A 12415-nucleotide genomic window follows, 5' to 3' on the forward strand; every position below is an offset into this window, starting at 1 on the left:
AATTTTGGATTTACATCCAAAGAAAAAAAGAAAAAACCATTTAAATTTATAAAAATGAAAAAGATAATAGCATGTATAGCAATCGCATTTCTGACTGTGAATCTTAGTGCGCAAGAAAGTAAAACTGCCACAAAAGAAAAAGTTAAAAAAGAATCCTGTTGCGCTAAAAAAGATTCCAAATCAAAAGCGATGAGTGCGGATGAAATAGAAAAATGTCAAGCAAAATGCAAAGCTGAAGGAAAAAAGTGTGATGCATCATCAGCAAAAGCAAGCGGAAAAAAGTGTTAATCTAAAAAATATAAATTTCTATTTCCTATAAAAAACGCCTCTAGATTTAGAGGCGTTTTTCTATTTTTATAAATAACTAAGTGTTTTTTATTTGACTTTTACACTCCATTCAAAGTCCATTTCAGAAACTTGAACTCCTTTTTCATCTGTTCCAATAGACTTCATCCAAAAGGTTTGTCCTTCTCCAGTAGCAATTGTTTTTTCAATTGCTTGTTCAATTAAATGACCATCGGCACAGGCAAAAGTGATTCTACCCGTTGCTTTTTTTGTGAAATTACCTTTATTGTTAGCAACAAGCATCGATATTTTCCTGCCACTTCTCTGAATTTGAAACATCACCAAAGCTCCTGTAGAAAGCTCCGCAGCCATCGCTTGCACTGCAAAATACATGGAATTAAACGGATTTTGATTAATCCAACTGTGTTTTACTGATACCACACATTTGTTTTCATCAATCTCTTTTACACGCACACCACAGATAAATGCCGACGGTAATTTAAATAAGAGAAAATTATTAAGTTTTGACGCTGTAAGTTTCATATATAGCTAGGTTTTTTGCTAAAATACAAAAAAATACTATGCGTACATATTAAATTAATTTGTTAATTTTATGTTAATATTTGGTACTATGCGAAACAAGATACTGTCTTTTAGATATATATTTGCATAAGAAATTACTATATACTTTTAATCATGGAAACAACAACCGAAAAAAACACCGCAACATTTACTCATTTGAGTGCATTGACTCAATATTTTATTCCTTTTGGAAATTATATTTTTCCAATAATACTTTGGACTTCAAAAAAAGAAAATTCTGAATTTGTGGATCATCACGGAAAACAAGTACTTAATTTTCAGTTAAGTTTATTATTGTATTCTTTAGTGCTTATCCTAATTGCAGTCCCAACATTTTTAATTACACTGTTTAGAAATATTCCTTTTGAAGCTGTAGTTAATGATCACGATTTTGTTTTTAGAAATTTTAATTTCGAAGGAAACATTGGAATGTTAACAGTAGGATTAGTTGCTGTTTTAATTTTTGGCCTTTTGAAAGTGGCTGAATTCTTTTTAATCATTTATGCTTCAATCAAAACATCAAATGGAGAAAAATACAAATATCCAATAACGATTCCGTTTATTAAATAGAAAAAATAAAATGGATTAAAAGAGAATAGATGTAATAAATAAAACGAAATAGCGAGGAGCGATTGCTTCGTTTCTCGCAAACACAAATCAATCATCAATCAAAAAATGAACCGTTTAATCAACACAAAATCAAAACAAAGAAATTATGAACATTGAAAACACAAAAGCCCAGATGCGTAAAGGTGTTCTCGAGTTTTGCATCTTATCAGTATTAAAAGAAAAAGATGCATACACATCGGAAATATTGGACACATTAAAAAACGCAAAATTATTAGTTGTAGAGGGAACTATTTACCCGCTGCTAACCCGATTGAAAAATGATGGATTGCTCAACTATCGTTGGGAAGAATCCACATCAGGACCACCAAGAAAATATTACGGTCTAACTGAAATAGGACAAACATTTTTAAAAGAACTTAGTGGCACTTGGACTGAATTATCCGATGCCGTAAACCTTATAACCAACCAAAAACAATAGTCATGAACAAAACTGTAAATATAAATCTAGGCGGAATGTTCTTTCATATAGATGAAGATGCATACCAAAAATTAACTCGATATTTTGATGCCATAAAACGTTCTTTATCTAATTCATCTGGACATGATGAAATCATAAAAGATATCGAAATGCGTGTTTCAGAATTATTGAATGAGAAACAAATAAGCGACAAACATGTTGTGGGTTTAAAGGATGTAGATGAGGTTATCGCAGTAATGGGACAACCGGAAGATTACATTATTGAAGATGAGTTGAAAGGTTCGCAAACCTTTAGTGACAGTTCAAACAGAAGAACAAAAAAATTATACCGCGATAAAGAAAAAGGTATGATTGGTGGTGTTGCAGCTGGATTAGGCCATTATTTTGGAATTGATGCCGTATGGATCAGAATAGTTCTAATACTATTAGTTTTTGCTGGATTTGGAACTGGAATTTTAGCGTATATCATTCTTTGGATTGTAACTCCTGAAGCCATTACCACATCAGAAAAACTTGAAATGACCGGGGAACCGGTAAATATTTCGAATATCGAAAAAAAAGTACGTGAAGAGTTTGAAAGCGTTTCCGGGAAAATAAAAAATGTAGATTACGACAAATATGGCAATCAAATTAAAACGGGTGCCGGGAAAATAGGAAGCTCTTTTGGAGATTTTATCATGACTATTTTCAAGATTTTTGCAAAGTTTTTAGGTGTTATTTTAATTATCACTGGAATTGCAACATTAGTTTCTTTACTTATTGCTGTTTTCACTTTAGGTTCCTCAGATTTTATTGATGTGCCATGGCAAAGTTTCATTGAAGCAGGAAATTTCACGGATTACCCAATATGGTCTTTTGGATTATTAATGTTCTTTGCTGTTGGAATTCCGTTCTTTTTCTTGACCCTTTTAGGTTTCAAATTATTATCTCCAACCATGAAATCAATTGGAAATATTGCTAAATACACATTATTGGCACTTTGGATAATTGCAATAGCAATACTAATTTCGATAGGAATAAAACAAGCATCAGAAGTGGCTTATGAAGGAAAAACTGTTCAGAAAGAAACGATTAATGTATTGCCAAATGATACTTTGTTTGTAAAATTCAGATACAATGAGTATTACACAAAAGACATTGACGACAGAGAAAGCTTCAAGTTTGTTCAGGATTCAGCTAACACGCAATTGATTTATTCCAATAATGTTAGTTTAGAAATTTTACGCACAGACGAAAAATTACCTTTCATTCAAATTGAAAAAATAGCTAGAGGCAAATCATTTCAAGATGCAAAACGAAGAGCTGAAAAAATAAAATACGCTATCAAAATTGAAGGAAATCAGCTGATTCTAGATAATTATTTATTGACCGAAGTAGCAAATAAATTCCGTGATCAGGAAGTAGAAATATTTTTATACCTACCAGAAGGGATTCTGTTGAAACCAGATACTTCAGTACAAAATTACGACAGATCTGACGATTCATTTTTCAACTTACACTACAGTTCAGACAATTACATTTACAAAGTAGAAAATTCTCAAATAAAATGTTTAAATTGTCCTGCTGATGAAAATGAATATAATGATGTTGATGAAAATGAAAATGGTGATAATGTAGAAGTAAACATTACTGGAAAAGTAACCGAAAATGATAGTATAACAACTACTACTGTAAAAGTAAACGGAGAAACGGTAACAGTGAATGAAGCTGGAACCAAAAAAGGCTTATCAATAAGCAAAAACGGTGTAATCATTAAAAATTAAAGCTATGTTAAAAATCATCACAATAATTACAAAATTTATTCTGGTTGCGTTAACTGCCTTACTATTTGCATCGTGTAACCATTCCATAAATTTGAAATCAATTGAAGGAAGCGGGAATGTCACCACCGAAAGAAGAAATGTGGAAGGTGATTTCAAAAGCATAGAAGTTAGCAATGCTATCGATCTTGTCATTGAACAATCAGACTTAACTGAAATAGTAGTTGAAGCTGATGATAATTTGCAAAAACACATCTTTACCAAAGTTGAAAATGGCACACTCGTTATTTCTTGTGATAAAAATTCTTTTATCAATACGAAATCTAAAAAAGTAACTGTAAAAATGCCAGTTATTGAACAATTAGAAGCTAATAGCAGCGCTTCAATAACTAGTAGAAACACTATAAAAGGAGAAAATATCACATTGAATACTTCTAGTGCTGGAACTATCGACCTGAATATAGAAGCAGATGATATTACTTGTGATTCCAGTAGCGGAAGCAGCATCACCATTAATGGAATGGGATTAAAAATGAAAGCAAATGCATCAAGTGGAAGCGGAATTGACGCCAAAAACTTATTAGCTAATGAAGTTAATGCCGAAGCTTCCAGTGGAGCCACCATCAACATTCATCCTATTGTGAGTCTGGATGCCGAAGCTTCTAGCGGAGGAAGTATAAGCTATAATAAAGTTCCAAAATCAATTCGAAAAGAAACCAATTCTGGAGGAAGTATTCATCAAGAATAACAAATCATTTTACTAAAAATCAAAAAATCATCCATCACAAGTGGATGATTTTTTTATATTTGTGTAGACTCTAATTCAATTGACTATGAAAAAATACGCTGCTATACTCCTACTCCTTTTATCAACTACATTGACCTTAGCACAGAAAAAGGAAAAAGTAAAAGGCTCAAAAACAGTAACTGTAGAACAAAGGGAAGTGGGTAATTTCGAATCGCTCACTGTTGAAGACAATCTCGAAGTATACTTGGAAAGAGGTGAAAAAACAGAACTAAAAATTGAAGCCGATGACAACTTACACGATATTATTTCGCTGGATTTAAGAGACAATATGCTTCGTATTTACACTACAAAACAAGCCACTAATTATAAAAAACTGATTGTTAGAGTAACATATACCAATGATTTAAATCTGGTTACGTCTAAAAATGAAACAACTGTAAATGCAATTCAGGAAATTTTATTGAATGATTTTACACTAAAAGCACACGATGCATCCAAACTGTTTTTGAATGTAAATGCTAAAAACTTCGTATTACAATCTGATGATAAATCAAAAACAGAACTCAATTTAAAATCAGAAAATACTACCATCGAATTAAGTAAAAACGCATCTCTAAAAGCCTTAGTTACCACAACTGATTTGAAAGTGGATATGTACCAAAAAGCAGATGCTAGTATCGAAGGAGATGCCACTAATGCCATCATTCGGTTGGATAATAACTCGAGTTTAACAGGAAATAAATTAACCATAAAAAACATTGATGTAACTACAGAAAGTTATTCCAATTGTAGTGTAAATGCGGTAACAACCGTTATCATAGACGCTGCTAACAAATCCGAAATCCAACTTGTGGGCGCTCCAAAAATAGAAATCAGAAAATTTATCGATGAAGCAAAATTGATAAAAAAGTTGAAATAATCCTCTCCCCGCCCTCTCCAAAGGAGAGGGAGAAAGAACAGAATTGATCGACATATTTCCTAAACAACAAAAAGTCCCACTTGCTAAGGCAAATGGGACTTTTTCATTTTGAAACTTCCAGATTCTGATTATTCTTTAGAAGCCAAATATCTTTCGGCATCAAGAGCAGCCATACAACCTGTTCCGGCTGCAGTTATCGCTTGACGATATACATGATCTGCTGCATCACCCGCTACGAAAACGCCTTCAACATTAGTTTTTGAGGTTCCAGGAGTATTAATAATATATCCAGTTTCGTCTAATGAGATATAATCTTTGAAAATATCAGTATTTGGTTTGTGACCAATAGCTACGAAGAAACCAGTTGCAGGAATATCAAAAACTTCATTTGTAGTTTTATTTAAAGCCTTTACCCCAGTAACTACTTGTTCATCTCCTAATACCTCAACAGTATCGTGATTCATTAATATGGTAATGTTCTCGGTTTTGCGAACGCGTTCTTCCATGATTTTAGAAGCTCTGAATTTTTCGCTACGCACCAACATGGTTACTTTTTTACAAAGTTTTGACAAATAGTGTGCTTCTTCACAAGCTGAATCTCCTGCCCCTACAATTACTACTTCTTGGTTTCTATAGAAAAAACCGTCACAAACAGCACATGCAGAAACTCCACCGCCCATTTTTAAATAGTGTTGTTCTGATGGCATACCTAAATATTTAGCTGATGCTCCAGTAGAAATAATTACTGTTTCGCAATGTAATTCTATAGTATCATTGATCCAAACTTTATGAATATCGCCCGAGAAATCAACTCTTGTAGCCCAACCATCACGCACATCAGTTCCAAAACGTTGTGCTTGTGCTTGTAATCCTACCATCATTTCCGGACCCGTAATTCCTTCAGGATTACCAGGCCAATTTTCTACTTCATTAGTAGTTGTTAGCTGTCCACCTGGCTGCATTCCTTGGTATAAAACAGGATTCATGTTTGCTCTGGCGGCATATATTGCTGCAGTATAACCTGCTGGACCAGAACCTATAATAAGACATTTAATTTTTTCGATTGTATCTGACATATTGATGTTTCTTTTGAATTTAACAGTGCAAAAATAGGATATTATTGCTGGAATACTGAACTAGAAGTATCAGTTTTAGTTATTCTGGAATAAAAAAATCCCTTCTGTGAGAACAGAAAGGATCAATTTGTCGGGGTGGCAGGATTCGAACCTGCGGCCTCCTGCTCCCAAAGCAGGCGCGATAACCGAGCTACGCTACACCCCGAAAGCGGGTGCAAATATAGTACTATTTTTGGCTTATGCAAAACTATTTCAGAAATAAGGATTAAATTTATTTGGCGCGAAAAATCAGTATGGAAATCTAAAATAAATTTGTTTTTTCAAAGTATAATCCAACAACAAGTTCCCTAGCCCAGATGGAAGTGAAAAGCTTCTCCGAGGTGCTCCCGATTTTTTCTTGACAGAAAAGAGCGACCAAAGGAAGCTCCTTTTATGGCTTTAGAAAAAACTGGGAGCAACTCAAGAACTTGTAACGCACAGCTGGAATAGCTCCTAAAAAATGAAATCCATTTTAAGAATAGGAATTGTCAAATAGCGACTAATCAAGCTTTAACAAATGTTAACAAAATAGATTTTTAGAAACCATAAATAATTGTATTTTTACGGTTCAAAATTTAGAAAAATAAATGGGCAAAATCATCGCGATTGCTAATCAAAAAGGTGGAGTTGGAAAGACTACAACGTCTGTAAATCTAGCTGCTTCACTGGGTGTTTTAGAAAAAAAAGTATTACTTATTGATGCTGATCCACAGGCAAATGCGTCTTCAGGATTAGGAATTGATGTTGAATCTGTAGAGATAGGTACGTATCAAATTCTGGAACATAGTCATACGCCAAAAGAGGCCATCATAAAATGTTCTGCTCCAAATGTGGACGTAATTCCATCACATATTGACCTTGTTGCAATTGAAATCGAATTAGTCGATAAAGAAAACAGGGAATATATGCTTAAAAAAGCATTGGAAAGTATCAAAGACGAGTACGATTATATCATTATCGATTGTGCACCATCTCTTGGATTACTTACGTTGAATGCTTTAACTGCTGCTGATTCTGTGATTATTCCTATTCAATGTGAGTATTTTGCACTGGAAGGTTTAGGGAAATTATTGAATACGATAAAAAGCATCCAAAAAATTCACAATCCAGATTTAGATATCGAAGGGTTATTATTAACCATGTTTGATTCGAGATTGCGTTTATCAAACCAAGTAGTTGAAGAGGTTCAAAAACATTTCAACGATATGGTTTTTGACACTATTATTCAAAGAAATGTAAAACTGAGCGAAGCGCCAAGCTTTGGAGAAAGTATAATAAACTACGATGCAACAAGCAAAGGAGCTACTAATTACTTGCATCTTGCTCAAGAAGTTATAAAGAAAAACAGTAAATAGTTTTATGGCAAAAGCAATAAAAAAACAAGCCTTAGGAAGAGGATTATCTGCACTATTGAAAGATCCGGAAAACGATATAAAATCCGTTGACGATAAAAATGCCGATAAAGTTGTAGGAAATATCATTGAGCTTGAAATTGAAGCAATTGAAATAAATCCGTTTCAGCCAAGAAGTAATTTCAATGAGGAATCGTTGAGAGAATTAGCGACTTCTATCAAAGAATTAGGCGTTATTCAGCCTATTACCGTACGTAAATTAGACTTCAATAAATACCAATTGATTTCGGGTGAGCGTCGTCTTCGTGCGTCGACACTTGTGGGATTGAAAACAGTTCCTGCTTACATTCGTATTGCAAATGACAACGAGTCATTGGTTATGGCATTGGTGGAAAACATCCAACGCCATGATTTAGATCCAATTGAGATTGCACTTTCGTACCAACGTTTGATTGATGAAATTCAATTGACTCAGGAACAAATGAGTGATCGTGTAGGAAAAAAACGTTCTACTATCGCTAATTATTTACGCCTTTTAAAACTAGACCCGATTATCCAAACCGGAATTCGTGATGGTTTCATCAGTATGGGTCATGGTCGTGCAATAATCAATATTGAAGACCAAGATATTCAAACTGATATTTATCAAAAAATCGTCAGTCAAAATCTATCCGTTCGCGATACCGAAGCTTTAGTAAAAAACTATCAGGAAAGTTTAAAGCCTAAACCTGCCGGTAAACCAAAAGCAGCTTCATTTGAAATTGCAGATTCCCATAAAAGTACTTTTACAAATTATTTTGGAACCAAAGTTGATGTGAAAGTAGCTGGAAACGGTAAAGGAAAAATCACTATTCCATTTCATTCTGAAGAAGACTTCAACAGAATTATTAAATTAATAAACGAGTAGTGCATAAAATCATTTTCATAGGTCTATTCCTTTTTATTGCAGGAAACACTATTGTTTTTGCCCAAACGGAAACAGAAGCAGTACTTGTCGCAAAAGATACTTTGAAATCAAATGACATTGATCCATTGACTCCTGCTAAAGCAGCTTTCTTTTCGGCAATTTTGCCGGGTTTAGGTCAGGCTTACAATAAAAAATACTGGAAAATACCGCTCGTTTACGGAGCATTAGGAACCAGTGTTTACTTTTATATTGACAACAACAGGAAATACCATCAATACAGAGATGCTTACAAAAGCAGACTGGAAGGATACACTACCGATGATTTGGCTTTCTTAGATAATAATCGATTGATTGCCGGGCAAAAATTTTATCAAAGAAATCGAGATTTATCAGCTTTGGTAACTTTAGCGTTTTATGCATTAAATATCATAGATGCTAATGTCGATGCTGCTTTAATACAATTCAATGTGGATGAAAACTTATCAGTAAGACCTGTTATTTATCCAAATGATGTAACATTCAAGACTAATTTAGGACTAACATTTAATTATAATTTTTAGATTGAAAACAGAATACTCCATTCATCTTTAAAATTTTAATTTATAAATATAAAAAACAAATGAAAATTGCGCTTTTAGGATACGGAAAAATGGGTCAGGTAATTGAAAGAATTGCACTGGAAAGAGGACATGAAATCGTTTTGAAAAAAGATGAAAACAATACTTTTGATGGTCTTTCAACTGCTGATGTAGCTATTGATTTCAGTGTTCCAACAGCTGCAGTCCCTAATATCTCCAGTTGTTTCCATGCTAATGTCCCTGTAATTTCAGGAACAACAGGCTGGTTAGAACATTATGATGAAATGGTGGCACTTTGTACAGCTAAGAACGGTGGTTTTATCTCCAGTTCTAACTTTAGTTTAGGTGTGAATATTTTCTTTGAACTCAACGAATATTTGGCAAAAATCATGTCAAAATTTGACAGTTATAAAGTAGAAATGGAAGAAATTCATCATACTCAAAAACTAGATGCACCAAGTGGCACAGCGATATCATTAGCCAAAGGAGTAATTGAAAATAGTTCGTACACCAACTGGACATTAGAAAAGCCTGAAGCCGACCAAATTCATATTGAAGCAAAAAGAATAGGAACTGTTCCGGGAACACACACCGTAACATACAATTCTGTTGTTGATGCTATCGAAATAAAACATACCGCACACAATCGTGAAGGTTTTGCTTTGGGTGCTGTGATTGCAGCAGAATGGATTATAGGAAAGCAAGGTGTTTTTACCATGAAAGATGTTTTAGACTTAAAATAAAATTATACTCGGTTTTAGGAAAATCGCTAACGAAACAACCTTAAACTTCAAACTTTAAACAAAAAACTATGTCAGTATATCAATGGTTTATATTTTTTCTTCTTGTACAAATAGTTCACTTTTTAGGAACATGGAAATTATATGAAAGCGCAGGAAGGAAAAGTTGGGAAGCAGCTATTCCAGTATACAATGCTATTGTTTTGATGAAAATAATAGGCCGCCCTACTTGGTGGACCATTTTACTTTTTATCCCAATTATTAATTTGATTATGTTTCCTGTAATCTGGGTAGAAACATTGAGAAGTTTTGGAAAACGATCTGGATTAGATACTTTTTTAGGAATTGTAACTCTTGGATTTTACATCTATTATGTTAATTATACTCAAAAATTAAATTACATAGCTGACAGAAGCTTAAGCCCCGAAAACAAAGCAGCTGATACCGTTAGCTCTTTACTTTTTGCTGTTATCGTAGCAACTTTAGTTCACACCTATTTAATTCAACCGTACACGATTCCTACCTCTTCCTTAGAAAAATCCTTATTGGTAGGTGACTTTTTATTTGTGAGTAAAATGAATTATGGTGCAAGAATCCCAATGACAACCGTAGCATTGCCAATGGTTCACGATTCTATCCCTTTACTTCAAAAAAAATCATACTTAACTTGGCCACAATTACCTTATTTAAGATTACCGGGAATTCAAAACATAAACAGAACGGATATCGTTGTATTTAACTGGCCGGTTGATACTGTATATAGGTTTTTTGACACTTCAAAAAGACGTGCTTTCAAACCTGTAGACAAGAAATCGAATTACGTAAAAAGATGTGTTGGAATCCCTGGAGACAACTTATCTATAATAGACGGTATGATTTATATTGATGGTAAACTATTGGAATTACCTGAAAGAGCAAAACCACAATTCTCCTACAAAGTATCATTAGACGGAAAAACGCCAATCGATTTTGAGCATTTACTTAAAGAGATGGACGTAACGGACCCTGTACTTGTTACAGATGAAACGCGAAGAGACACATTATTCTTTAGTGCTTTGACAGCTGCTGGAGCTGAAAGATTGAAAAATGTACCTGGTATTACTAGTGTTACAAGACAAATATCAAGAGATGTTGATCAAGCTAGTAATGGAAAAGGTGTTTTTCCGCATATCAATAAGTGGAACAGTGACAACTACGGCCCTATCTATGTACCAGAAAAAGGAAAAACTGTCGCTTTAACAACTGAATCATTGCCATTTTATAAAACCATAATTACTGATTATGAAACAAATGAAAATGGAGATAAAAACGACCTTAAAGTAACAGGAAACGAAATAAGACTAAACGGAAAAGTAGTTAAAGATTACACTTTCCAACAAAATTATTACTGGATGATGGGTGACAACCGTCATAACTCTGAAGACAGCCGTTATTGGGGATTTGTTCCTGAAAATCATATTGTAGGGAAACCTATTTTTATCTGGTTAAGTTGGGATACAAATGGTAAAGGGTTGAATAAAATACGTTGGGACAGAGTTTTTACAACTGTTAGCGGTGAAGGCCAACCTCAATCTTATTTAAAATATTTCCTATTCGCTTTAGCAGCATTTTTCATTGGAGAGTATTTTTGGAAAAAAAGAAAAGAGACAAAAAATTAGTCAAAAGTTTCAAAGTCAAAAGTCATAAAGTTTTTATTTAATCTAGCTTTATGACTTTTGACTTTATAACTTTAAAAATTTTAGACAAATATGAACATTCTCATCCATCCTACCTATTTCCCATCGATAAGCCATTTTTCAGCCATGGTACAATCGGAAAACATTACTTTTGAAATAGAAGATAATTTCCAGAAACAAACCAACCGCAACCGCACCTATATTTATAGTCCAAACGGAATTCAGTTATTAAACATTCCTGTAAAACATTCGAAAGAAAGTCATCAAAAAACAAAAAATATCAAAATTGAAACTAATTTTGATTGGCAAAAACAACATTTCAAATCATTAGAAGCAGGATACCGAAGTTCACCTTTTTTTGAGTTTTTCGAAGATGACATCAGACCAATTTTCGAAAAAAAATATACTTTTTTATTGGATTTAAATTTTGATGTTTTTGATATCCTATCAAAATGTTTCCGTATAAAACAGGATTACACGACAACAACCGAATACTTTCATGAAGTTGACACAACTATAATTACTGATTTCAGAGCTTTGGTAAACGGGAAAAAAGATCTTTCGGTATTCGAAAGTTACACTCAGGTTTTTGATGACAAATATGGTTTTATCAACAATCTTAGTGTTATAGATTTGCTGTTTAATGAAGGGAAATATGCAATGGATTATTTAAAAAAACAAGATCTGATTCTAAAATAAAATTCC

The 12415-nt window shown here is 33.4% G+C and carries 14 protein-coding genes and 1 tRNA gene; 12 read left to right on the forward strand and 3 right to left on the reverse strand.

Going from position 1 to position 12415, the window contains the following annotated elements; genetic code table 11:
- Positions 1-54 precede the first annotated feature (54 nt).
- Positions 55-288, forward strand: a complete 234-nt coding sequence (locus ACNQF8_RS07320) for a hypothetical protein (RefSeq protein ID WP_417951765.1) — start codon at positions 55-57, stop codon at positions 286-288.
- 87 nt (positions 289-375) lie between these two features.
- On the opposite strand, the gene ACNQF8_RS07325 is transcribed toward ACNQF8_RS07320, so the two are convergent.
- Positions 376-828 (reverse strand): DUF4442 domain-containing protein, encoded by a 453-nt coding sequence (locus ACNQF8_RS07325; RefSeq protein ID WP_417951766.1) that lies wholly within the window; start codon positions 826-828, stop codon positions 376-378.
- A 153-nt stretch (positions 829-981) separates the two neighbouring features.
- Between ACNQF8_RS07325 and ACNQF8_RS07330 the strand changes: the two genes are divergently transcribed.
- The 5 genes from ACNQF8_RS07330 to ACNQF8_RS07350 all read left to right on the forward strand — a co-directional run bounded on the left by ACNQF8_RS07330 (position 982) and on the right by ACNQF8_RS07350 (position 5342).
- A complete protein-coding gene (locus ACNQF8_RS07330) occupies positions 982-1437 on the forward strand; it encodes a DUF4870 domain-containing protein (protein ID WP_417951767.1) in 456 nt (151 codons plus the stop codon).
- A 145-nt stretch (positions 1438-1582) separates the two neighbouring features.
- On the forward strand, positions 1583-1915 hold the full coding sequence (locus ACNQF8_RS07335; protein ID WP_099713267.1) for a PadR family transcriptional regulator: 333 nt from the start codon (positions 1583-1585) through the stop codon (positions 1913-1915).
- 2 nt (positions 1916-1917) lie between these two features.
- The gene (locus ACNQF8_RS07340) at positions 1918-3678 is read left to right on the forward strand and encodes a PspC domain-containing protein (protein ID WP_417951768.1); all 1761 of its coding nucleotides are present in this window, start codon (positions 1918-1920) and stop codon (positions 3676-3678) included.
- A 4-nt stretch (positions 3679-3682) separates the two neighbouring features.
- Positions 3683-4423, forward strand: a complete 741-nt coding sequence (locus ACNQF8_RS07345; RefSeq protein ID WP_417953154.1) for a head GIN domain-containing protein — start codon at positions 3683-3685, stop codon at positions 4421-4423.
- Between the two features lie 85 nt (positions 4424-4508).
- The gene (locus ACNQF8_RS07350) at positions 4509-5342 is read left to right on the forward strand and encodes a GIN domain-containing protein (protein ID WP_417951770.1); all 834 of its coding nucleotides are present in this window, start codon (positions 4509-4511) and stop codon (positions 5340-5342) included.
- A gap of 128 nt (positions 5343-5470) precedes the next feature.
- On the opposite strand, the gene trxB is transcribed toward ACNQF8_RS07350, so the two are convergent.
- Positions 5471-6418, reverse strand: a complete 948-nt coding sequence (gene trxB / locus ACNQF8_RS07355; protein WP_417951771.1) for a thioredoxin-disulfide reductase — start codon at positions 6416-6418, stop codon at positions 5471-5473.
- 130 nt (positions 6419-6548) lie between these two features.
- Positions 6549-6623 (reverse strand) — tRNA-Pro (locus ACNQF8_RS07360).
- A gap of 421 nt (positions 6624-7044) precedes the next feature.
- On the opposite strand from ACNQF8_RS07360, the gene ACNQF8_RS07365 reads away from it, so the two are divergent.
- From ACNQF8_RS07365 to ACNQF8_RS07390, 6 genes are all read left to right on the forward strand, one after another.
- Entirely contained in the window at positions 7045-7812 is a 768-nt protein-coding gene (locus ACNQF8_RS07365; RefSeq protein ID WP_035667779.1) for a ParA family protein, read from the forward strand.
- A 4-nt stretch (positions 7813-7816) separates the two neighbouring features.
- Positions 7817-8716: a ParB/RepB/Spo0J family partition protein gene (locus ACNQF8_RS07370; protein WP_282717726.1), complete on the forward strand. Its 900-nt coding sequence runs from the start codon at positions 7817-7819 to the stop codon at positions 8714-8716.
- On the forward strand, positions 8716-9276 hold the full coding sequence (locus tag ACNQF8_RS07375) for a DUF5683 domain-containing protein (RefSeq protein ID WP_417951772.1): 561 nt from the start codon (positions 8716-8718) through the stop codon (positions 9274-9276). The genes ACNQF8_RS07370 and ACNQF8_RS07375 overlap by 1 nt, the downstream gene beginning before the upstream one ends.
- A gap of 59 nt (positions 9277-9335) precedes the next feature.
- Entirely contained in the window at positions 9336-10037 is a 702-nt protein-coding gene (gene dapB / locus ACNQF8_RS07380; protein WP_315208917.1) for a 4-hydroxy-tetrahydrodipicolinate reductase, read from the forward strand.
- Between the two features lie 68 nt (positions 10038-10105).
- Positions 10106-11692 (forward strand): signal peptidase I, encoded by a 1587-nt coding sequence (gene lepB / locus ACNQF8_RS07385; protein WP_417951773.1) that lies wholly within the window; start codon positions 10106-10108, stop codon positions 11690-11692.
- A 90-nt stretch (positions 11693-11782) separates the two neighbouring features.
- The gene (locus tag ACNQF8_RS07390) at positions 11783-12409 is read left to right on the forward strand and encodes a WbqC family protein (protein WP_417951774.1); all 627 of its coding nucleotides are present in this window, start codon (positions 11783-11785) and stop codon (positions 12407-12409) included.
- Positions 12410-12415 lie beyond the last annotated feature (6 nt).

Source organism: Flavobacterium labens, from assembly GCF_048286755.1.
Taxonomy (GTDB): Bacteria; Bacteroidota; Bacteroidia; order Flavobacteriales; family Flavobacteriaceae; genus Flavobacterium.

Bases quoted from the DNA above. Each gene is read 5' to 3' on its own strand.
- ACNQF8_RS07325 (WP_417951766.1), bottom strand. From the start codon at position 828: ATGAAACTTACAGCGTCAAAACTTAATAATTTTCTCTTATTTAAATTA.
- ACNQF8_RS07370 (WP_282717726.1), top strand. From the start codon at position 7,817: ATGGCAAAAGCAATAAAAAAACAAGCCTTAGGAAGAGGATTATCTGCA.
- ACNQF8_RS07340 (WP_417951768.1), top strand. From the start codon at position 1,918: ATGAACAAAACTGTAAATATAAATCTAGGCGGAATGTTCTTTCATATA.
- ACNQF8_RS07345 (WP_417953154.1), top strand. From the start codon at position 3,683: ATGTTAAAAATCATCACAATAATTACAAAATTTATTCTGGTTGCGTTA.
- ACNQF8_RS07320 (WP_417951765.1), top strand. From the start codon at position 55: ATGAAAAAGATAATAGCATGTATAGCAATCGCATTTCTGACTGTGAAT.
- ACNQF8_RS07390 (WP_417951774.1), top strand. From the start codon at position 11,783: ATGAACATTCTCATCCATCCTACCTATTTCCCATCGATAAGCCATTTT.
- lepB (WP_417951773.1), top strand. From the start codon at position 10,106: ATGTCAGTATATCAATGGTTTATATTTTTTCTTCTTGTACAAATAGTT.
- trxB (WP_417951771.1), bottom strand. From the start codon at position 6,418: ATGTCAGATACAATCGAAAAAATTAAATGTCTTATTATAGGTTCTGGT.
- ACNQF8_RS07335 (WP_099713267.1), top strand. From the start codon at position 1,583: ATGAACATTGAAAACACAAAAGCCCAGATGCGTAAAGGTGTTCTCGAG.
- ACNQF8_RS07330 (WP_417951767.1), top strand. From the start codon at position 982: ATGGAAACAACAACCGAAAAAAACACCGCAACATTTACTCATTTGAGT.
- ACNQF8_RS07365 (WP_035667779.1), top strand. From the start codon at position 7,045: ATGGGCAAAATCATCGCGATTGCTAATCAAAAAGGTGGAGTTGGAAAG.
- ACNQF8_RS07350 (WP_417951770.1), top strand. From the start codon at position 4,509: ATGAAAAAATACGCTGCTATACTCCTACTCCTTTTATCAACTACATTG.
- dapB (WP_315208917.1), top strand. From the start codon at position 9,336: ATGAAAATTGCGCTTTTAGGATACGGAAAAATGGGTCAGGTAATTGAA.